The organism is Novosphingobium piscinae (genome assembly GCF_014230355.1).
Classification (GTDB): Bacteria; Pseudomonadota; Alphaproteobacteria; order Sphingomonadales; family Sphingomonadaceae; genus Novosphingobium; species Novosphingobium piscinae.
The window spans coordinates 1-19,375 of the sequence record NZ_JACLAX010000013.1 but is presented as its reverse complement, the minus strand read 5'-3'; the positions used below and the strand labels follow the sequence as shown (position 1 = coordinate 19,375).

The following is a 19,375-nucleotide window of genomic DNA, read 5'->3' as shown; positions in this document are numbered from 1 at the left end:
AGGTTGCGGTGATGGCCGTCCTGCCGTTCCGCCCGACCCCGTTCTTCGCGAACAAGAACCAGGCCTTCTGGCGGCTCCAGGCCGTCGGCTGGGGCGGGGCTTTCCTGCTCCGCGCGATGTCGAGCATCGCCAATGGCCAGCCTCTGTCGTTCCTCGTGCTGGTGCTGATCGCCACGATCACCGGCTTCTCGATCTCGCTGATCCTGTCGGTCATCTACCGCCAGCTGATCGCCCGCCGGGCGCTGATCACCTGGGGGGTCACCGCGCTGGTCGTGCCGCTGGCGGTGACACTCTATGCCTTCATCGATGCCTGGGTGATCGGGCTTTACCGCCCCGAGAGCGCGGCCAGCTTCGCCCAGCTGCTGATCGGCGTGTTCTATCTCGACCTGACCCTGCTGGGAGCCTGGTCGGCGCTGTACTACGCGATCAACTTCTACCTCCAGATCGAGGAGCAGAACGATCAGCTGATCCGGCTCGAGAACCAGGCCACCCAGGCCCAGCTGGCGATGCTGCGCTACCAGCTCAACCCGCATTTCCTGTTCAACACGCTCAACTCGATCTCCACCCTGGTCCTGCTCAAGCAGACCGAGCCGGCCAATGCCATGCTCACCCGGCTGTCGGCCTTCCTGCGCTATACCCTGATCAACGAGCCCAGCGGCCGGGTCACCGTGGCGCAGGAGGTGGAGACCCTGCAGCTCTATCTCGACATCGAGCGGATGCGCTTCGAGGAGCGGCTGCGCACCACCTTCCACATCGACGAGCCGACCCGGCCGGCCCTACTGCCCTCGCTGCTGCTCCAGCCGCTGGTGGAGAACGCGATCAAGTACGCGGTCAGCCCGCAGGAAAGCGGCGCCGAAATCACCATCGCCACGCAGCTCATCGGGGCCATGCTTCGCATCACCGTCTCTGACACCGGTCCGGGATTGCAAAACGGCGCCACCGACAACAGGCTCTCGGGCGTGACCTTCGATGGCGGCGAAACCGTATCCACCGGTGTGGGCCTCGCGAACATCCGCGACCGGCTGATCCAGGCCTATGGCGAAAGCCACCGGTTCGAGATCATGGATTCACCCGAGGGCGGTTTCGCCGTCGTCATCGAGATCCCGTTTGAGCGCCGCGAAGGCGGCGGGGATGTGGCTGCCACGGCCCGCATCGCCGTTGCGACCGGCTGAAACCAATCGCACGCCCGCCCGTATGAACCGCAAGCCGTGCACCGTCCCCCGCCTGGCTGCAGCGCACAGAAGGCAACAAAGGCTTGACCATGACCATTCGCACCATCCTTGTCGATGACGAGAAACTCGCGATCCAGGGGCTCCAGCTGCGGCTGGCCCGGTTCCCCGACGTGGAGATCATCGACACCTGCTCGAACGGCCGCGAGGCGATCCGCAAGATCAAGACCGAGAAGCCCGATCTCGTCTTCCTCGACATCCAGATGCCCGGGTTCGACGGGTTCTCGGTGGTCAAGGGAGTGATGGAGATTGAGCCGCCGCTGTTCGTCTTTGTCACCGCCTACCAGGAACACGCGGTCCGCGCTTTCGAGGCCAACGCCGTCAACTACCTGATGAAGCCGGTCGACGAGGACAAGCTGGCCGACACGCTCGAGCGCGTTCGCACCCGCCTGGCCGAGAAGCGCAGCGCAGAGGAGGCCGAGAAGCTCAAGAGCGTGCTGGCCGAAGTTGCCCCCGACGCGATCGACACGATGGAGGACGAGGCCGCGGGCGAAGGCGGCCATGGCGCAGGGCGCTATGAAAAGCTCATCAACATCAAGGACCGCGGACAGATCTTCCGGGTCGATGTCGATTCGATCGAGCATATCGAGGCCGCGGGCGACTACATGTGCATCCGGACCGCGGACAATTCGCTGATCCTGCGCGAGACCATGAAGGACCTTGAGCGGCGGCTTGATCCGCGCGTGTTCCAGCGGGTCCACCGCTCGACCATCGTCAACCTCAACCAGGTCCGTCAGGTCAAGCCGCACACCAACGGCGAATGCTTCCTGGTGCTCGACAGCGGCGCCCAGGTGAAGGTCAGCCGCTCGTATCGCGACGTGGTGGCGCGCTTCGTGCACTGAGCCGGCCGGATTGCGCCCCCTTGCGCTCCGCGCCGACCTCGGCGAAACGCGCAGTCATGGACCCCGCTATCCCCGGCTTCGATCTCGACGCCTTCGTCACCGCCACGCTGGCCGAGGATCTGGGCGAGGGCTGGCCCGGCGGCGGGCGCGACGTCACCAGCGAAAGCGTGATTCCCGCCGAGGCGCGGTTTGCCGGGGTGATGGACAGCCGCGATGCGATCGTGGTTTGCGGTCTGCCGATCGCGGCGGCCTTCTTTCGCCGGCTCGATCCGGCGGTGGAGATCAAGATCCTCCATCCCGAGGGCGCCCGCGTTGCCGCCGGCACCGACCTGCTGCGCCTGGCCGGCAATGCCCGCGCCCTGCTCACCGCCGAGCGCGCGGCGCTCAACACGGTCCAGCACCTCTCCGGCATCGCGACCATGACCAGCGACTATGTCGCCGCCATGGCGGGCCACGCGATCCTGCTGGACACCCGCAAGACGCTTCCCGGCCTGCGCCATCTCGAGAAGTATGCGACGCGTACCGGCGGCGCGCGCAACCATCGACTTGGCCTGTGGGACGCGGCGATGATCAAGGACAACCACGTCGCCGTGGCCGGCGGGGTCGGCCCTGCCGTGGCGCGGGCCAAGGCCGCGGGGGTGACCAGCATCATCTGCGAGGTCGACCGGCTCGACCAGATCGAGCCGGCGCTGGAGGCCGGCGCCACCCACCTCCTGCTCGACAACATGGCGCCGGACCAGCTGCGCGCGGCGGTCGCGCTGGTCGCCGGGCGTGTCCCCTGCGAGGCATCGGGCGGGGTCAGGCTTGACACGATCGCGGCGATTGCCGCCACCGGCGTAACCTATGTCTCGGTCGGCCGCCTGACGCAGAGTGCCCCTGCGGCCGATATCGGACTGGACTTCACCCCGCTGTGAGGGCGCGGACCGCCCTCGCTGCGGCGCTTGTCGCGCTGGCCTCAGGCACGCCCGCGCTGGCGCAGGCCTATCAGTGCAGCCTGCCGGCACGCATCGCGCCGCTCCCGCCGGTGCGGCCCGATGGTCCCATGCGGCGCGCGCCGATCGGCGGCTATACCCTCGCGGCGAGCTGGTCGCCCGAGTTCTGCCGCGGAGATCGCGATCCGGCCTCCTTGCAGTGTTCGGGCCGTGCCGGGCGGTTCGGTTTCGTGTTGCACGGGCTCTGGCCCGAGGCCGCCAACGGCCCGCCCCCGCAGTGGTGCGCGCTCTTGCCGCGGCCCCAGCCCGAGACGATCCGCAGCGGGCTGTGCATCACCCCAGTGCCGCGCCTGATCGAGCACGAATGGGCCAAGCACGGCAGCTGCATGGCGCAGAGCCCGGAGGCCTACTGGGGGATCGCCCGGCAGCTCTGGGCACGGTTCCGCTGGCCCGATGCCGATGCCCTCTCGCGCCGCCCGGGACTGACCGTGGGAGACCTGCGCGAGGCCATCCTGCTGGCCAATCCCGCGGCCATTCCGGCCCTGCCGCGCGCCGCGATCGGGGTGACGCTGGGCCGGGGCGGCTGGCTGCGCGAACTGCGGATCTGTCACAACCGGGCCTATCGCCCCGAACCGTGTGACCGCGCGCGCTTCGGCCCACCCGACAGCGCGCCGCTGAAGATCTGGCGCGGGCTCTAGCGACGGTCGCGGAAGAAGCCGCGCAGTAGCGCCGCCGCCTCGGCCTCGCCCATCCCGGCATAGACCTCGGGCCGGTGCAGGCACTGCGGCTGCTCGAACACCCGGGCGCCGTGCTCCACGCCCCCGCCCTTGGGATCGCCCGCGGCATAGTAGACCCGCGCGATCCGGGCATGGGCGATCGCCCCGGCGCACATCGCGCAGGGCTCCAGCGTGACCCACAGCTCGCATCCCTCGAGCCGCTCCTGCCCCAGTACCCTTGCGGCATCCCGAATCGCCAGGACCTCGGCATGGGCGGTCGGATCGGGCAGGGCGCGGGTGCGGTTGTGGGCCCGAGCGATGACCGCGCCGTCGCGAACGATCACCGCCCCGATCGGCACCTCGCCCATGCGCGCGGCCGCGGCAGCCTCGTCGAGGGCCAGGCGCATCGGTTCGGGCAGGGGCCAGCGGGTCATCGCCCGGCTCTAGCCCGCGAAATTCCCGGGGACAACTTGACCGTGCGGGGGGGAATCGGTAAGGGCGCCACTCCCCCGGCAACGGGCACCAGATTCTTTAGCGAGTTGAGCCATGTCCCGTATTTGCGAACTGACCGGCAAGGGTCGCCAGGTCGGCCACAACGTCAGCCACGCCAACAACAAGACCAAGCGCGTCTTCCTGCCCAATCTGCAGAACGTCACGCTGCTGTCGGAAGGGCTGGATCGCAGCTTCAAGTTCCGCGTCTCGACTCACGGCCTGCGCTCGGTCGAGCACAACGGTGGCCTCGACAACTGGCTGCTCAAGACGGCTGACGCCAAGCTCAGCCCGCGCGCGCTGAAGGTCAAGCGCGAGCTGGCCAAGAAGGCGGCCGTCGCCGCCTGATCCGGACCTGCCCTGCGGGGCAGGACGACCCGCATGAAAGGCGTCCGGTTCGGGCGCCTTTTTTGCTGGCTGCGGCACGGAGAAGCCTACCGGATGCCGGTCAGACCGGCAGCGCATCGAAGGCGGCGGTAAGCCGGGGCGATTCGCTGTGGAACGGCACCGTGCCGTGCCAGGCATAGCTCGGGAAGATCGCCAGCCGCCCGGCCTGGGGGATCACCACCCGCCGTGGTTCAAGGTCCAGTCCAAGACTGGCATCGGGCGTGCCAAAGGTCAGGGCCCCGGCCTCCCCACCGGACCCGACCTCGGGCGGCAGGGCCACGTAGAAGGCCGAGCTGAGCCAGCCCTGCGGATGGATGTGGCTGACGTGGAAGCCCTGGCCCTGTAGCCGCACCGACCATGAGCCAACGAGCCGGACCCGCCCGGTCAGGCGACCCAGGAAGGGGTGGCCGGTCTGCGGGGCAAGACCTGCCAGGCTCTGTTCGACGGTCCGGCGCAGCGCGTCGCGGAAGGCGATCAGCACCGGATCGGTGGTGGCGAACAGCTCGCCGCGGGTCTGGGTGCCGCCGCGCAGGGTCTGCTCGGACGGAGCATTGCGCGTGACGTGGCGCGCCTCCAGCACCCTGCGCAGATCGCCCAGGAACGCGGCCCGGCTGCTCCAGCCGTCCGGCACCACCAGGTCCGCGGTCCGCACCAGCCGGTCATAGTCGATCAGCCAGGCCTCGCGCGGGTCCTGCTTCAGTCGCCAGATCACGCTCAGCAGGCTCCAGGCGGTCTGTTCAAGCGGGATCATGCGGCTGGCGGTGAGGGCAGCCGCCTCGGCCTCGTCCAGCTCGCCCTGGCGTAGCGCCAGCCAGGCGCGATGGTTGGCCAGCCCCGGCTCGGCGGGAAAGCGGGCCTGCTCGGTCCGGACCTCGTCCAGGGCTTCGGCAAAGCGGCAGAGCAGGCGCAGCCCGGTCAGCCGCGCCAGGCGCCATTCGGGTGCGAGGCCGAAGCGTCGCTCGGCCGCGGCGGCCCAGTCGAGCAGGGTGGCTCCATCCCCGCTGCCGCGCGCCGCCGCCAACGCCGCCTGCCACAGGCCGGGAGTGGCGGCATCGCCCGCCAGCGCGTCCCGGAACCCGTCCAGTGCGGCCTCTGGCTGCCCTAGCTGCGGCAGCAGAAAAGCCAGCGAGGTCAGCGCCTCGGCATGGCCGGGCCAGCGGGTTGCAACCGCACGATAGGCGGCCACCGCCTCGTCCATCTGCCCGGCGTCGGCCAGCAGGTCCGCCCGGATGGTGGCGAGTTGCGGATCCTCGGCCGCGCCGAGTGCGGCCAGGGCCGCTGCGACGTCGCCCTGCTGGCCCAGCGCCTTGGCCAGGCGCGCCCTGGCGCCAAGATCTGCGGGATCACGCTCGACCGCCCGGGTCAGGGCCGCCCGCGCCGCCGGGGCATCCCCCCGGGCCTGGGCCAGCGCCCCGGTTGCTGCCAGCACCCGCGGCGCTTCGGGGGTCAGGGCGGCGGCCCGGCCGAGGGCCGGGGCGGCGCCGTCCAGATCGCCGCGCTCCTGCCGCAGCAGGGCCAGGTTCAGCCAGGCCTCGGCATGGTCGGGCGCAGCCGCCACCGCCGCTTCCAGTGCGGCCACCGCCTCGGCCCCGCGGCCCAGCCGCGACAGGAACAGGGCATAGCTGTTGCGGTAACCGGCATTGCCGGGCGCGCGGTCGATCGCGGCGCGGAACAGCTGTTCGGCATCGCCCACCCGACCCAGGCCGTCCCCGGCGAGCGCGGCGAGATAGAGGGCATCGGGGTGCTGCTGCCCTGCGGCAGACAGGCGCGCCAGGGTGCCGCCCGCCTGGGCCGGCTGCCCCGCGCGAAGCAGGCCAAGCGCCTGCTGCAGCAGGCCGATGTCGGCCTGGCTCAACATGGCCGCGGCGTGCCGGTGGCGGCGTGATGCGTGGGGCGGGAGACTGGCTGCGGCATCCTGCCCTTCTACCCGCTGGACAAGCAAAGGCCAGCCAGCCAGAACGGGGCATGACCTCTGCTGCCAAGCGGGCTGCCGATCCGTTCTGGTTTCCTTGGCGTTTCGACGAGGCCGCCGATGGGTTCCAGTTGCGCCACCTCACCCGGCAGGATCACGCCCGCGCCACCTTCCTGACCGAGGAGTACCTGGGCAGTGCCCCGGTCGAGTTCGTGCCGCGCGCGAACGTTCCGGCGGTGGCCCAGGCCCCACTCCACTTCATCTTCCATTCGGCCTTCTGTCTGTCCTCGGTGCTGGTCCGCGCGTTCGACCTGCCGGGCGCGGCGATGGGCCTGAAAGAGCCGATGGTCCTGAACGATCTGGCCGGCTGGCATCTGCGGGGAACGGTCGGCCCGCAACTGGCCCAGGCGATGGACGCCAGCCTTGCCCTGCTGGCCCGTCCGCTCAGCCCAGGCGAGGCGGTGGTGGTCAAGCCCAGCAACATTGCCAATGCCCTGATCGCCGGCATGCTCCAGTTGCGCCCCCAGGCGCGCGCGCTGCTGCTCCATGCGCCGCTGCCGGTCTACCTCGGCTCGATTGCCCGCAAAGGGCTCGAAGGCCGGCTGTGGGTGCGCGACCTGCTGGTCAAGCAGCTTGGTCAGGGGTTGCACGAATTCGGATTCACCGCGCAGGACTACCTCGGCCAGTCGGATCTGCAGGTCGCGGCGATGGGCTGGCTGGCGCAGCAGCGGCTGTTCGGTCTTCTCGCGGGGCGCTTCGGCGAGCGGGTGCGGACCCTGAACAGTGACCTGGTCACGGCACGGCCGGCCGAGGTGATGTCCGCGTTGGCTACACTGTTTGGTGTCCCGCTCGACGTGCCGGCGGTGCTGGCCGGGCCAGCCTTCACCCGCCACAGCAAGCATGGCACCGCCTTCGACGCCGCGGCCCGCGAACGCGAGCGCGAAGCTGAGGCGGCCCATGCCGACGAGATCGGCAAGGTCACCTACTGGGCCGAACGGGTCGCCGAATCGCAGGGTATCGCGCTGACCCTGCCCAATCCCCTTATTCGCTGAACTCCGGGTACTCGGCGCGCAGGATCGCGGCGATTTCGCCGATGTGGGCGGCATAGTTGCGCCAGCGCCCGCGCGACCGGGCGTGGACCGGCTGGCGCACCTGCCACACGCTGGCGGTGCGGATGATCTGGTCGCCCGCCTCCTGCCCCGCGCCGGCCAGGTCGAGCCGCTGTGCCAGATCGGTGAGCGTCGCCTCGGGATTGCCGACCAGCGCCTCATAGCGGACCGGCACGATATCCTCGCCGAAACAGTCCGCCCAGTGCGCCATCAGCCGCCGGTACTCCCGGTAATAGTGCAGCATGTCATCGAAGTCGTTGGCGTAGGTCAGGGTGTCGGCGAACGGCAGGAAGTACATGGACAGGAAGGTGTCGATGGGATCGCGCAGGATGTGGACGATCCTGGCGGCCGGGAAGGCGCGTTTGATCAGGCCGAGGTACAGGAAGTTGTCCAGCCGCTTGTCGGTGAAGACCGAGGCCCCGCCCAGCACACCCTGCGCGAAGCTGGCGTAGTCGGCGCGGAACCGGGCCGCCGCATCAGCCACCGTGGCGGGGGCGATATGCGCGCCGTACTGGGTCATGAACCAGGGCGTATAGGCCAGCTCGCCGCCCATGGTCACCCCGGTCAGGCGATGGAGCAGGGTTTCCAGCAAGGTCGAACCGGATCGGAACAGCCCGCAGATGAAGATCGGCGCCACCGCCGTCTCGGCCTCCGGCAGGGGCTCGCGCGGGAACAGGCGGATCATCGCGTCGATCTGCGCGGTCACGTCGGCCTGGCGGTGCAGCAGCCGGGTCGAGCCCTTCTGCAGCCGGTTGGCGTCCTGCGCATGGGTGAAGGCCTCGTCATAGCGGCCCAGCGCATCGAGCGCATTCGCCGCAGCGAAAGACAGCTCAGTCAGGTCGTCGGGGGTGGCGGCGAGCGCCGCGGCCTGCTCGACCCGGGCAAGGCCCGCGGCCGCACGGCCCTCGAACACGTCGATCCCGGCGATGCGGGCATGGGCGCGGCCGAGCCCCGGGGCGTGGCGCAGCGCGGCTTCATAGGCCGCGCGCGCGGCGGCGGCATCGCCGACATCCTCCTCGAGCTGGCCGAGATTCTGCCAGGCCAGGACGAAGCCGGGCTCAAGCGCGAGCGCGGCGTGCAGGCTGGCGCGGGCGCCGGCCACATCGTGCAGCACTTCGGCCTGCACCGCGGCGATGTTGAGGTGGACCTGCTCGGGCTCGGTGATCCCGGCGGCCAGCGCGTGGCGGTAGGCCTCCAGGGCCGGTTCTGCCTGCAGCAGCTGGCGCAGGCAGAAGCCCAAGTTGAACCAGCCATCGGCATCGTCCGGGTGCTGGTCCACCCAGGCTTTGAGCAGGGCGGCGGCCTCGGCGAAGCGGCCGGTCTGGAGGGCCCGGCCGATCGGTTCGGGCGAAAGGGTGGGTTCGGTCATGGATCAGGCTCTTTCACGCTCCGGCCCAAAAGAAAAGGGGGCGGGCTCGCGCCCACCCCCCAATCTTGTCTGAGGCTCTGACGAAATCAGAGCTTCATGCCGAGGGTCACCTGGAAGCGGCGGCCCAGCGCGTCGTAGGACGACGGATAGGTGTTGCCGCTGTTCTGGCCGGTGGTGCCCAGGGTCGAACCGACGATCGGCGCCTTCTTGTTGAACAGGTTGGCGATCAGGAAGTCGACATTGAAGCGGTCCATGATCTTGAAGCCGCTCGACAGGTCGAAGTAGCTGAACGCCGGGATGCGGTTGAAGTCGACCGTCTGGCCCACCAGCGGACCGCTGCCGGTGATCACGCCGCGGAATGCCGGACGGACTTCGAACAGGCGCTGCTCGTAACGAACGCCGGTCTGGAAGTTCCACAGCAGCGACACGTTGATGTCACCGAAGTCCAGCGTCGAGCGCAGGTTGTGCTGCCACTTCGGCTGGATGCCACCACCGGTCGGACCGCAGTTGACCGAGTACTGACCGACGCACTCGCGGTTCACCGCGGTGGGCGAAGCGCGGAAGTAGTTGTCGATCGTGTAGGTGCCGTTCAGGTTGAACGACAGCTTGGCGAAGCCGAGTTCGGTGCCATAGGCCGCGGTCATGTCGATGCCGCTCGTGTAGAGACGGCCGCGGTTGGTGAGCGGCTGGGGCAGACCGAACACGGTGCCGGTCGGACCCGACAGACGCCCGTTGACCGGGTTACGACGGATGCTGGTGCACGCCGCCGAGGTGGCGGACGTGGCGGTGATGCTGCCGAAGCAGGCGTTGATGATGTCGCCCGGGGTTGCCGAGGTGATCGCGCTGTTCACCTTCACGTTGAAGTAGTCAACGGTCAGGGTCAGGCCCGGCACCATCGCCGGCTGCAGCACGGCACCGATGGTCACGGTATCGGCGGTTTCCGGCAGGATGTTCGGGTTGCCGCCGCCGGTGGCATTGGCCTGGCCCGCGGCCGGATCCTGGATCGAGCCCGCCGAGATCATGGCCGCCGTGGCGCCCTGCGCGATGCAGACCGCGGTCAGGTTGGCATTGCCCTGGGCCTTGGTGCCCGAGCACGGATCGACCGCAAGGCTGGTGAGCCCGGTCACGACCGGCGCGAACAGTTCGCCGATGTTCGGGGCGCGCACCGCGCGGTTGTAGCCGCCGCGCAGCTTGATGCCGTCAACCGGCTCCCAGCTCGATCCGACCTTCCAGGTGGTGGCGTTGAACGAGGGCTTGCCCGGGGCATTCACCTCGTAGTGCGACTGGCGGATACCACCTTCGAGCGACAGGTTCTTGAAGAACGGCTTGTCCTCGACCAGCGGCACGTTCACTTCGGCGAAGCCTTCGGTGACCTTGTAGCCGCCGGTGAAGGGCAGGATGGCGCCGCCGCCACCACCCAGCTCGCCCGGGACCTGGCTCAGGTTGTCGGGGTTCCGGGTGAAGGTGTAGTTGCGGTACTCGGCACCGACCGCGAAGTTGATCGGGGTCTCGGCGCCGGGAGCCGACACGCCGAAGTCACCGTTGATCACGCCGCGGACCTGGCTCAGGCCGGTGTCGATCGCGACGGTCGAGTTGCCCTGGATGAAGCCGACCATGGCCGGGGTGATCGAACCGGTGCCACCGAACAGGTTGAGCGGAACGCAGCCACCAGCGGTGTTACGGCAGGTGGTGGCGTTATCGGCCAGCAGGGCCTGCGACACGCGCGAACGCAGGGTGTAGCCGCTCAGCGCCTGGACCAGGTTCGACTGGCCGTAGGCGGCGTTGACGTCGAAGTTCACCGTGTCGGTGATCTTGCCGCGCAGGCCGACCTTGTAGTCGAACACGGTGGTGGTGAACTTGCTGATGCGCGGCCCGACTTCGACCGTGCGGCGATAGACCGCCGGGATCGAGAAGGTGGCGGTCGACCCGGCCGAGCAGTCCAGCGTCGGGTTGGCGGCGCAGATGGTGGCGCGCTGGCCAGCCGAGATGAACGGGTTGTTGATGTTCACCGACAGCGTTTCACCGAAGATGCCCGAGGGCGCGATGATGGTGCTGACAGTGTTCTTCGAGAACATGCCGCGGCCATAGACCTCGATGTTGTCGGTGATTTCATACTTCGCTTGGGCGAAGAGGTTGAAGCGCTCGAACGGGGTCTGGAAGATGTTGAACGGCGCGAAGTTGAAGCCGTCGGCGTTGGCAGTGACGAAGCCCGTGCCGGTCTCGTTGTTCTGCAGCGCGGTGGGCTGGGTGGCGGTGAAGTAGAAGCTCGAGGGCGTGTCGGTCGGCGAACCGCCGGCGGCGCGGCCGTTGAACGAGTTGATCTGGAACAGCGAGATATCGCGGTCACCCTGATAGACCGGGTTGGTCTTCTGGTAGCCGAAGCTGATCACGGCATTGCCGCGGTCCTCGGCGAAGTTCCCGCCCATGGTGATGTCGCCGCGGAAGGTGGCGCCATCGCCCTGCTGGGTCAGGCCGTAGGAGAAGCGGGCATCGAGGCCGCTGAAGTTCTGCTTGGTGACGAAGTTCACCACGCCCGACACGGCGTCGGCGCCGTAGGTGGTCGAGGCACCGCCGGTCAGCACGTCAACGCGGCTGACGAGGGCCAGCGGCACGTTGTTGAGGTCGAACTGGCCGCCCTGAGCCGCCGGCACGATGCGGTCGCCGTCGATCAGCGCGAGGTTGCGCTGGGTGCCGAGGCCACGCAGGTTGACGAACGACGAACCGCCGTTGCCGTTGTTCACGGCCGAACCGATGGCGGGCACGACGCCCGGCAGGTTACGGAGCAGCTGCTCGGCGTTGTTGATCTGGCGGGCGGCGATTTCCTTCTCGCCGACGACGTTGACGGGGCTCGACAGAACCAGGTTGGGGCTCTTGAGCAGGGTGCCGGTGACGACGATCGTCTCTTCCTCGGCAGCCGCATCGTCGGCCGGGGCCGCGGACTGCGCGAAGGCCGGCTGGCTGGCCAGCAGGGCAACGGTCACGAGGGCGGAGCTGCCGTAGAGTGCACGCCGGTTAAGGGTGTTGGTCCTCACGTGTGTTTCCTTCGTACAAAAAGTTGATGAGCGGTGGCCGCCGGCGGCAGGAAAATTTTCGCGACCCCTGTTCCCCGGGCGGCGTCTGCCCGGCGGAGTTCCGGACAGCGCAGTTCACGTCCGATTAAGGACATGGCCCCTTCACTGTTGGAACGCTCTGGTTAAGTCAAACGCCCGTGGGGACAGGGGCACACATCGCGACACATGTGTTGCAATAGCGCAACTATAACCGCGCACGTCCACTCGCGCCGGCCCGCCCCGGGCCCTCAGGCCGCAGAAAACCTGCCCAGTTCCTGTCCATGAGCATCGAGTTCGTGCACCCAGCGACGGATCAGATCGCGCTCGGCCGTGCCGATGAAGGGGTTCCACGCATCGACGATCAGCACGGCGCGCAGCGCATCGGTCGGGTTGACCGCCTCGTGTTCGATCGTGTCGTCGAAGGCGAAGGCCTCGCCCTCGCGCCACGGCCTGGTCTCGTTCCCCACGCGGAAGGTGCAGCCCGGCGGCACGATCAGCGGGAGGTGGATGATCGAGCGGATGTTGGTGGCGCCGGTGTGCGGCGGGATCCGGGTGTGCGGCTTGAGCAGCGAGAAGAAGGCCACCGGCCCGCGCCCGGGCAGATCGAACAGGGGGAGGCTGTCGAGCACGGCGGCGGTCTGCGGGCAATGCGCGCGCAGCGTGGCATTGCCCCGGCCGTGCTCGGTCAGGAAAGCGGCGGCCCAGGCATCGCTGTGGTTGAGCTCGCCCCACTGGTTGACCGGAGCACCGGGAGGGTAGCGCACATAGGGGGCAAAGCCGCCGCCACCCTCGGCCAGCAGCGCCTGCAGCTCGGTGCGGATGATCGCGGTGGCCGCCTCCAGCTGCGCCAGCCACGGGAAGTGGGCCCGGTCGAAGAACTGGATCGCCGGAAGGTAGGGATAGTTCAGCACCAGCGGCTGGTGGACATAGGTGCGGCGCCGCCCCAGTTGCACGTCGACGGCATGACGGAACCGCTCGGCCTCGGCCGCGGGTGCAGCCGCCTCGGCCGAGGCCACGACGGCCTCCAGCCGGGCGGCGAGGCTGGCGGTCTCGGCCGCCACCGCGGCCCGGGCGTGGGCCAGGCCGGCCTGGAAACCGGGGCCGCCCGGGGTCTGGCCTTCGGGCACGACGGCCAGCAGGCGCTTGAAGTCGGCCAGCGCCGCGGCACTGTAGCCCTGCAGCTCCGCCAGCTGGCCGCGGGCGAGCAGCGCCTGCGGCATGTAGGGATCCCGGTCGAGCGCGGCGTTGAGCGCGTCAAGCTGGGCGTCGGCATTGCCGGCGGCGGCATGGGCGTTGGCCAGGTTGAAATGCAGGATGGCGGCATCGGGATCGGCACTGACCGCGGCCGTGAAGGCGCTGATCGCACCGGCGGTGTCGCCGCGGCGCAGCGCCATCATGCCTTGCTGGTTGAGCGCGACGGGATCGAGGGTCATGGGCACGTCCGGGTGGGGGTGACGGCGGCGTGATAGGGGCAATCGGTTGGGCTGACCAGCGCCTGCCGCCCCGTTGCCCTGCGCTGTGCGTCTGCTCCGGTCGACCCCCCGCCGCCTGGGCCCGCCCATGCGAAAAGGGCGGCCCCGCAGGACCGCCCTTTCCCGGTTGAGTGCCGCTGCGCGCTGAGAAGCGCATGGCGATGCCGGCGTAGAGCATCCGGCCGTAGAGGTCGTAGGTGTTCGCCGAGGTCCGGGTGCCCGGGAAAGTCACCGGATTGGTGTCCCCGAACAGCGGAAGGCGCCACCCTTCCCTTACGGAAATGTGGCCAAATAGACACGAATTCGCGCTTCTGGGGGTCTTGCGCATCGGGTCGCGCGGAACGCCCCGCGCCGGCGCTGCCGGATCAGCCCCGTGGCAGAAACAGCAGGGGGTCGAGCCGGGCATGGCGCCAGCGCAGGCCCCAGTGCAGGTGCGGCCCGGTGGCGCGGCCGGTCATCCCGACCCGGGCGATCGGCTGACCCTGCCGCACCGATTCGCCTTCCCGCACCGTATGGGCCGAACAATGGAGGAAGGCGCTGGTCAGCCCCATGCCGTGATCGACCATCAGCAGCAGGCCTTCGAGGGTGAAGGGGCTTGTCGCGGCGAGGATCACGACCCCGTCGGCCGGGGCGAGGATCGGCGTTCCGGCGGCGGCGGCCAGGTCGAGCCCGGAATGGTAGCTGCCTGGCTGGCCGCGATAGATGCGCTGCGCGCCGAACAGTCCCGAGACCCGGCCCGGGGCGGGCCGGATCATCGCCTGGCGCCAGCCCTGCGCTTCGCTGCCCTGTGCTTCGCTGCCCTGTGCGCGAGCGGCCGCGATCCGCGCCAGTTCCTCGGCGCGGCGGCGCTGGAACTCGGCGTCGGGCACCCCCGGCGGGCGCAGCGGCGCGTCAATCTGCTCGATCCGCCATGCCCGCGGGGCGATGGCAATCAGATCGGGTGCCGCCCGCTCGCGCCCGTCGCCGACCGCAAGCCGCGCCGTGGGCGGCGCATCGCGGTCAAAGGCCAGGAAAAACCGTCCCTCCGGATCAACCGGGATCGCGGCATCGTCGAGCCACGCCGCGGTCATGCCGCGCCCTGTCTGGCCCACTGCCCAGCCCCCTTGGCTCAAGCGTCCGCGCAGGCTGTAGAGGGCCGGCTCCTGCGCCGCGCTGCGCGCCGGGCCCAGGGGGAACAGGGCGCCCCCAACGACTCCCAGCGCGGCTCGCCGGTCGAGCCGCATCCGGTTCAGGCCTTGCCGAGCAGCCGCTGCGTGGCCAGTTCCGGGCTGGCATAGGCCTCCTGCCGCGTCACGCTCCAATAGCGCAGCCCATCGAGCGGTATCGGTTCGCCGCTCACGGCGCAGAGCACGAAGTAACCTGGCGAAATCACCCGGAAGCCGTTGTGATCGAAATGCAGCGTGGCGGGGCGGTCGGACGAGGACATCAGCATGTGGCCTTCCTAGCAGCGCGCGCCGCTCAGAACAAATCGCCCTGCCGGGCGGGATCGGTCCGCCCCGCCGGGCGGGCTGACCGCGGGGGCGGAGCGGGGGGTGGCGCCCCTGGTCCGGCCGCGGCGACGATGAGGGCGCCGTCGTGGAACTCCAGCGTCATGGTGGCGAGCCGCGCAGCCTCGGCACGGGTCCGGACAACATGTCCGTCCGGCCCGGTCACCAGAGCATAGCCGCGGACCAGCGGCGCCTTGGGGTCAAGCTGGCGGCGCACCCGGTCCAGCCCGTCCACCCGCAGCCGCTCCTGCGCGACGCGGCGCAGCAGGTCATCCGGGCGCAGCCGGACATGGTCGAGCCGCTGCTGCGCATGGCGCCGCTGCGCCTGCAGCAACGGGGCCGACAGCCGCCCGGCATGGCGCTGCAGCTGCTGTGCGGCCACGCCGATCCGGTCGGCCAGCCCGCGCCGCAGCCGCTCGCCCAGGTCATCAAGCTGCTGGATGCGCGCCGCCAGCAGCGCCTCGGGGCGGGGCAGGCGCTGGGCCCGCGCCTCGAGCCGCTCGCGGCCGAGCTGGACCGGGCGCAGGGCGCAGCGGCGCTGGCGCAGTGCGAGATCGGCGATCTGCGCGGCCAGCTCGGCGCGCACCGGCACGGCCATTTCGGCCGCGGCGGTGGGCGTGGGGGCGCGCCGGTCGGCGGCGAAGTCGATCAGGGTGGTATCGGTCTCGTGGCCCACGGCCGAGATCACCGGGATCGTGCTGTCGGCCACGGCGCGGACCACCACCTCCTCGTTGAAGGCCCAGAGGTCCTCGATCGAGCCCCCCCCGCGCGCCACGATCACCAGGTCCGGACGCGGCACCGGGCCATCCTCCGGGAGCGCGGAAAAGCCGCGCACCGCCGCCGCCACCTGTTCGGCCGCGCCCTGGCCCTGGACCAGCACCGGCCAGACCAGCACGTGGCTGGGCCAGCGATCGGCCAGGCGGTGGAGGATGTCGCGAATCACCGCGCCGGTGGGCGATGTGACCACGCCGATCGTGCGCGGCAGGAACGGCAGGGCCCGCTTGCGCCGCGGATCGAACAGGCCCTCGGCCTCGAGCCGCGCCTTGGTCTTGGCCAGCAGGGCGAGCAGCGCGCCCTCGCCGGCGATCTCCATCCGCTCGATCACGATCTGGTAGTTCGAGCGGCCCGGATAGGTGGTGAGCTTGCCGGTCGCCACCACCTCGATCCCGTCCTCGGGGCGGAACCCCAGCCGCTGCACGCTGCCCTTCCACATCACCCCGTCGAGCCGCGCGCCCTCGTCCTTGAGCGCCAGGTAGAGGTGGCCCGAGGCGGCGCGCTTGACGCCCGACAGCTCCCCGCGCACCCGCACGAAGCCGAAGCGGTCCTCCACCGTACGCTTGAGCAGGGCGGAAATCTCGGTGATCGACAGGGGTGCGGCGTTGTCCCCGGGGGCGCCCTTCGCTAGGAGCCCGGCGGACGGATCATCGGCAAAAGGCGGAACTTCGGGCATGAACATCCTGCTCTTGGGCTCGGGCGGGCGCGAACATGCGCTGGCGTGGAAGCTGGCGCAATCGTCGCTGTTGGCTGGTGGCGGTACACTCTATGCCGCGCCGGGCAACCCCGGGATCGCCGCCCATGCCACCTGCATCGGCCTGGATGTGACCGATCACGCCGCGACCATCGCCTTCTGCGACAGCCACCGCATCGGTCTGGTCGTGGTCGGTCCCGAAGCCCCGCTGGTCGATGGCCTGGCGGATTCGCTGCGCGGGGCCGGCGTGCCGGTGTTCGGGCCCGGCCAGGCGGCGGCGCAACTGGAAGGCTCCAAGGGTTTCACCAAGGATCTCTGCGCCCGCGCCGGAATCCCCACCGGCGGGTACGAGCGGGTGTCCTCCGAGGAAGCGGGCCTCGCCGCAGTGCACCGCTTCGGGGCGCCGGTGGTGATCAAGGCCGATGGCCTCGCCGCGGGCAAGGGCGTGACCGTGGCGATGGACCTCGCAACCGCCGAGGCCGCGATCCGCGAGATCTTCGCCGGGCGTTTTGGTGAGGCCGGGGCCGAGGCCGTGGTCGAGGAATTCCTCGACGGCGAGGAGGCCAGCTTCTTCGCCCTGACCGACGGCGCCACGATCGTCCCCTTCGCCTCGGCGCAGGACCACAAGCGGGTGGGCGATGGCGATACTGGCCCCAACACCGGCGGGATGGGTGCCTACAGCCCGGCCCGGGTGCTGACCCCGGCGCTGCAGGCGGAATGCATGACCCGGATCATCGCGCCCACGGTCAAGACCCTGGCGGATGAGGGCATGCCCTATTCGGGCGTCCTGTTCCTGGGGGTGATGCTTACCGCCGAGGGGCCCAAGCTGATCGAGTACAACTGCCGCTTCGGCGATCCCGAATGCCAGGTGATGCTGATGCGGCTGGAGAGCGATCTGGGCGAGCTGCTGCTCGCCTGTGCCGAGAACCGCTTGGCCGCGATCGAGCCACCGCGCTTTTCGGACGCCACCGCGCTGACCGTGGTCATGGCGGGTGCGGGCTATCCGGGCGAGCCGAAGAAGGGCGGCCGGATCGACGGGATCGCCGCGGCCGAAGCGGGCGGGGCCAAGGTCTTCCACGCGGGCACCAAGCCGGGTGCGGACGGGGCCATTCTCGCCAACGGCGGCCGCGTGCTCAACGTCACCGCGCAGGGCCATTCGGTCAGCGAGGCCCAGGCTGCCGCCTATGCCGCGGTGGACGCGCTCGATGCCCCCGACCTGTTCTGCCGCCGCGACATCGGCTGGCGCGAGGTCGCGCGCGAGCGGGGCTGAGGGAAGCGCCGGGCGGACGCTTGCCCTCTTGCCTGTGAGCGCCTTGCTCCGCTCAGCCTGAGCTTGTCGAAGGCCGCGCGGGACCGCGCCCCAAGCGCACAGCAACACCCGCTCGGCAGCACCGGGTCGGGCTGTCGTGCGGGCTTCGACAGGCTCAGCCCGAGCGGGTCCTGATGACGGGCCTTCCCGCAGCGCGCTGTTGACGCGCTGCTTTGCACAAACCCCGCTCGGCCTGAGCTTGTCGAAGGCCACGCGCAACCTGCGCCCGGCAAGAGCGCGTGACCAGGCCCGTCCGCCGCGCGCGGGCTTCGCCAGGCTCAGCCCGAGCGGCGGTTTGGGTCTGGCCGGGACGACCCCTGGTGTTTCGTTACCCCAGCTTCGCCGCGACCAGCGTCTTGAGGTCGGCCTCGGGCCGGGCGCCATAGTGCGAGATGATCTCGGCGGCGCAGATCGCGCCCAGGCGCAGGCACTCGGCCAGCGGGCGCTGACGGGTGAAGCCGAACAGGAACCCGGCGGCGAAGAGGTCGCCCGCGCCGGTGGTGTCGATCACCTTGTCGATCGGCTCGGCCGCGACCTCGGCATGCGCGCCCTGGCTGATCGCATAGGCGCCCTTCTCGCTGCGGGTGACGACCACGGTCGGGACCTTGTCGGCCAGGCTGGCGATGCCCGCGTGGAAGTCCTCGATCCCGGTCAGCGCGGCCAGTTCATGCTCGTTGGCGAACAGGATGTCGATCTCGCCCGCGGCGATCAGCGCGCGGAAATCGTCGCCGTGGCGGGCAATGACGAAGGCGTCGGACAGGGTGAAGGCCACCTTGCGGCCGGCCTCGCGCGCGGTGGCGATGGCCCGGCGCATGGCGGCACGGGGCTCCTCCGGGTCCCACAGGTAGCCCTCCAGATAGAGCACCGCGGCATCGGCAATCGCTGCCGGATCGAGCGCCTCGGCGGGCAGGAACTGCGAGGCGCCGAGGAAGGTGTTCATCGTGCGCTGCCCGTCGGGCGAGACGAAGATCAGGCAGCGCGCCGTGCTCGGCTCGCCGGCGCGGGCCGGGGTGGCGAAGGCGATCCCGCCGGCGCGGATGTCGTGGGCGAAGACCTCGCCCAGCTGGTCATCGGCGACCTGGCCGATGAAGGCGCAGCGCGCACCGAGCGCGGCCAGCCCGGCCAGCGTGTTGGCGGCCGAGCCGCCCGAAATCTCGCGCGCGGGGCCCATCGCGGCATAGAGCTCGCGGGCGCGATCGGGGTCGACCAGGGTCATGCCGCCCTTGGCCAGGCCAAGGCGCACGATGTCCTCGTCGCGGCACGGGGCCATCACGTCGACGATGGCATTGCCGATGGCGATCACGTCGAAGCTGGGTGCGGTCATGGGGCAGGCGTCCTTGGCTGGTCTGCCGGGGACTGGCCCGGGCAGGGGTTGCTCGCCGCCTAGCGGCGAGGCGGGCTGCCAGCAAGCCCGCCCGTGCGCTACCGGACGTTGACAGCGTGGGGCGGCCGGGCGATTCCGGCGCCATGCGTCTGTTTCGCCCTGTCTGGCCCGTGGCGGCGGTGGCCCTGCTTGCCGCCTGCGGCGGACCTGCGCCGGTGCGCGGGCCGGGCAGTGCGCCCCCGCCGCGGCCGGGCAAGCCGGTGCGGCCCGCGCCGCGCCC

At 70.2% G+C, this 19,375-nt stretch carries 16 protein-coding genes; 7 read left to right on the top strand and 9 right to left on the bottom strand.

Annotation, left to right across the window (positions count from 1 at the left end; genetic code table 11):
- Positions 1 to 11 precede the first annotated feature (11 nt).
- The 4 genes from H7F53_RS12680 to H7F53_RS12665 all read left to right on the top strand — a co-directional run bounded on the left by H7F53_RS12680 (position 12) and on the right by H7F53_RS12665 (position 3,701).
- Complete coding sequence (locus tag H7F53_RS12680) at positions 12 to 1,172, top strand: sensor histidine kinase (RefSeq protein ID WP_185679869.1); 1,161 nt, start codon at positions 12 to 14, stop codon at positions 1,170 to 1,172.
- 89 nt (positions 1,173 to 1,261) lie between these two features.
- Positions 1,262 to 2,071 (top strand): LytR/AlgR family response regulator transcription factor, encoded by an 810-nt coding sequence (locus H7F53_RS12675; protein ID WP_185679868.1) that lies wholly within the window; start codon positions 1,262 to 1,264, stop codon positions 2,069 to 2,071.
- A 56-nt stretch (positions 2,072 to 2,127) separates the two neighbouring features.
- Complete coding sequence (nadC, locus tag H7F53_RS12670; RefSeq protein WP_185679867.1) at positions 2,128 to 2,985, top strand: carboxylating nicotinate-nucleotide diphosphorylase; 858 nt, start codon at positions 2,128 to 2,130, stop codon at positions 2,983 to 2,985.
- Positions 2,982 to 3,701 (top strand): T2 family ribonuclease, encoded by a 720-nt coding sequence (locus H7F53_RS12665; protein WP_185679866.1) that lies wholly within the window; start codon positions 2,982 to 2,984, stop codon positions 3,699 to 3,701. Before nadC ends, H7F53_RS12665 begins: the two co-directional genes overlap by 4 nt.
- Here H7F53_RS12665 and H7F53_RS12660 read toward each other — a convergent pair.
- Positions 3,698 to 4,153, bottom strand: a complete 456-nt coding sequence (locus H7F53_RS12660) for a nucleoside deaminase (RefSeq protein WP_185679865.1) — start codon at positions 4,151 to 4,153, stop codon at positions 3,698 to 3,700. The two genes, H7F53_RS12665 and H7F53_RS12660, sit on opposite strands and share 4 nt — an antisense overlap.
- A 112-nt stretch (positions 4,154 to 4,265) precedes the next feature.
- On the opposite strand from H7F53_RS12660, the gene rpmB reads away from it, so the two are divergent.
- Entirely contained in the window at positions 4,266 to 4,556 is a 291-nt protein-coding gene (gene rpmB / locus H7F53_RS12655) for a 50S ribosomal protein L28 (protein ID WP_185679864.1), read from the top strand.
- 100 nt (positions 4,557 to 4,656) lie between these two features.
- Here the strand turns inward: rpmB and H7F53_RS12650 are convergent, their stop codons facing one another.
- Positions 4,657 to 6,450, bottom strand: a complete 1,794-nt coding sequence (locus H7F53_RS12650; protein WP_185679863.1) for a tetratricopeptide repeat protein — start codon at positions 6,448 to 6,450, stop codon at positions 4,657 to 4,659.
- A gap of 110 nt (positions 6,451 to 6,560) precedes the next feature.
- On the opposite strand from H7F53_RS12650, the gene H7F53_RS12645 reads away from it, so the two are divergent.
- On the top strand, positions 6,561 to 7,559 hold the full coding sequence (locus tag H7F53_RS12645; RefSeq protein WP_185679862.1) for a hypothetical protein: 999 nt from the start codon (positions 6,561 to 6,563) through the stop codon (positions 7,557 to 7,559).
- Here H7F53_RS12645 and H7F53_RS12640 read toward each other — a convergent pair.
- The 6 genes from H7F53_RS12640 to xseA form a co-directional block, all read right to left on the bottom strand.
- Positions 7,549 to 8,985: a tetratricopeptide repeat-containing sulfotransferase family protein gene (locus tag H7F53_RS12640; protein ID WP_185679861.1), complete on the bottom strand. Its 1,437-nt coding sequence runs from the start codon at positions 8,983 to 8,985 to the stop codon at positions 7,549 to 7,551. The two genes, H7F53_RS12645 and H7F53_RS12640, sit on opposite strands and share 11 nt — an antisense overlap.
- An 86-nt stretch (positions 8,986 to 9,071) precedes the next feature.
- Positions 9,072 to 12,017 carry a TonB-dependent receptor domain-containing protein gene (locus tag H7F53_RS12635; RefSeq protein WP_185679860.1) on the bottom strand — a complete coding sequence of 982 codons (2,946 nt, stop codon included), beginning with the start codon at positions 12,015 to 12,017 and terminating at the stop codon, positions 9,072 to 9,074.
- Between the two features lie 266 nt (positions 12,018 to 12,283).
- Positions 12,284 to 13,468 (bottom strand): aspartyl/asparaginyl beta-hydroxylase domain-containing protein, encoded by a 1,185-nt coding sequence (locus H7F53_RS12630; protein WP_185679859.1) that lies wholly within the window; start codon positions 13,466 to 13,468, stop codon positions 12,284 to 12,286.
- A 404-nt stretch (positions 13,469 to 13,872) separates the two neighbouring features.
- Positions 13,873 to 14,598: a M23 family metallopeptidase gene (locus H7F53_RS12625; RefSeq protein ID WP_343062055.1), complete on the bottom strand. Its 726-nt coding sequence runs from the start codon at positions 14,596 to 14,598 to the stop codon at positions 13,873 to 13,875.
- Between the two features lie 137 nt (positions 14,599 to 14,735).
- Positions 14,736 to 14,939 (bottom strand): DUF2093 domain-containing protein, encoded by a 204-nt coding sequence (locus tag H7F53_RS12620; protein WP_185679857.1) that lies wholly within the window; start codon positions 14,937 to 14,939, stop codon positions 14,736 to 14,738.
- Positions 14,940 to 14,965: 26 nt separating this feature from the next.
- Positions 14,966 to 16,444, bottom strand: a complete 1,479-nt coding sequence (gene xseA / locus H7F53_RS12615) for an exodeoxyribonuclease VII large subunit (RefSeq protein WP_185679856.1) — start codon at positions 16,442 to 16,444, stop codon at positions 14,966 to 14,968.
- Between xseA and purD the strand changes: the two genes are divergently transcribed.
- A complete protein-coding gene (gene purD, locus H7F53_RS12610) occupies positions 16,443 to 17,732 on the top strand; it encodes a phosphoribosylamine--glycine ligase (RefSeq protein WP_185679855.1) in 1,290 nt (429 codons plus the stop codon). The genes xseA and purD overlap by 2 nt on opposite strands.
- 367 nt (positions 17,733 to 18,099) lie before the next feature.
- Here purD and H7F53_RS12605 read toward each other — a convergent pair whose 3' ends face one another.
- On the bottom strand, positions 18,100 to 19,095 hold the full coding sequence (locus H7F53_RS12605; RefSeq protein ID WP_185679854.1) for an adenosine kinase: 996 nt from the start codon (positions 19,093 to 19,095) through the stop codon (positions 18,100 to 18,102).
- Between the last annotated feature and the right edge of the window lie 280 nt (positions 19,096 to 19,375).

What these genes read in the sequence shown, in the direction of transcription:
- H7F53_RS12680 (WP_185679869.1), top strand. Translation starts at nt 12, where the DNA reads ATGGCCGTCCTGCCGTTCCGCCCGACCCCGTTCTTCGCGAACAAGAAC.
- H7F53_RS12675 (WP_185679868.1), top strand. Translation starts at nt 1,262, where the DNA reads ATGACCATTCGCACCATCCTTGTCGATGACGAGAAACTCGCGATCCAG.
- nadC (WP_185679867.1), top strand. Translation starts at nt 2,128, where the DNA reads ATGGACCCCGCTATCCCCGGCTTCGATCTCGACGCCTTCGTCACCGCC.
- H7F53_RS12660 (WP_185679865.1), bottom strand. Translation starts at nt 4,153, where the DNA reads ATGACCCGCTGGCCCCTGCCCGAACCGATGCGCCTGGCCCTCGACGAG.
- rpmB (WP_185679864.1), top strand. Translation starts at nt 4,266, where the DNA reads ATGTCCCGTATTTGCGAACTGACCGGCAAGGGTCGCCAGGTCGGCCAC.
- H7F53_RS12645 (WP_185679862.1), top strand. Translation starts at nt 6,561, where the DNA reads ATGACCTCTGCTGCCAAGCGGGCTGCCGATCCGTTCTGGTTTCCTTGG.
- H7F53_RS12640 (WP_185679861.1), bottom strand. Translation starts at nt 8,985, where the DNA reads ATGACCGAACCCACCCTTTCGCCCGAACCGATCGGCCGGGCCCTCCAG.
- H7F53_RS12630 (WP_185679859.1), bottom strand. Translation starts at nt 13,468, where the DNA reads ATGACCCTCGATCCCGTCGCGCTCAACCAGCAAGGCATGATGGCGCTG.
- H7F53_RS12620 (WP_185679857.1), bottom strand. Translation starts at nt 14,939, where the DNA reads ATGCTGATGTCCTCGTCCGACCGCCCCGCCACGCTGCATTTCGATCAC.
- purD (WP_185679855.1), top strand. Translation starts at nt 16,443, where the DNA reads ATGAACATCCTGCTCTTGGGCTCGGGCGGGCGCGAACATGCGCTGGCG.
- xseA (WP_185679856.1), bottom strand. Translation starts at nt 16,444, where the DNA reads ATGCCCGAAGTTCCGCCTTTTGCCGATGATCCGTCCGCCGGGCTCCTA.
- H7F53_RS12605 (WP_185679854.1), bottom strand. Translation starts at nt 19,095, where the DNA reads ATGACCGCACCCAGCTTCGACGTGATCGCCATCGGCAATGCCATCGTC.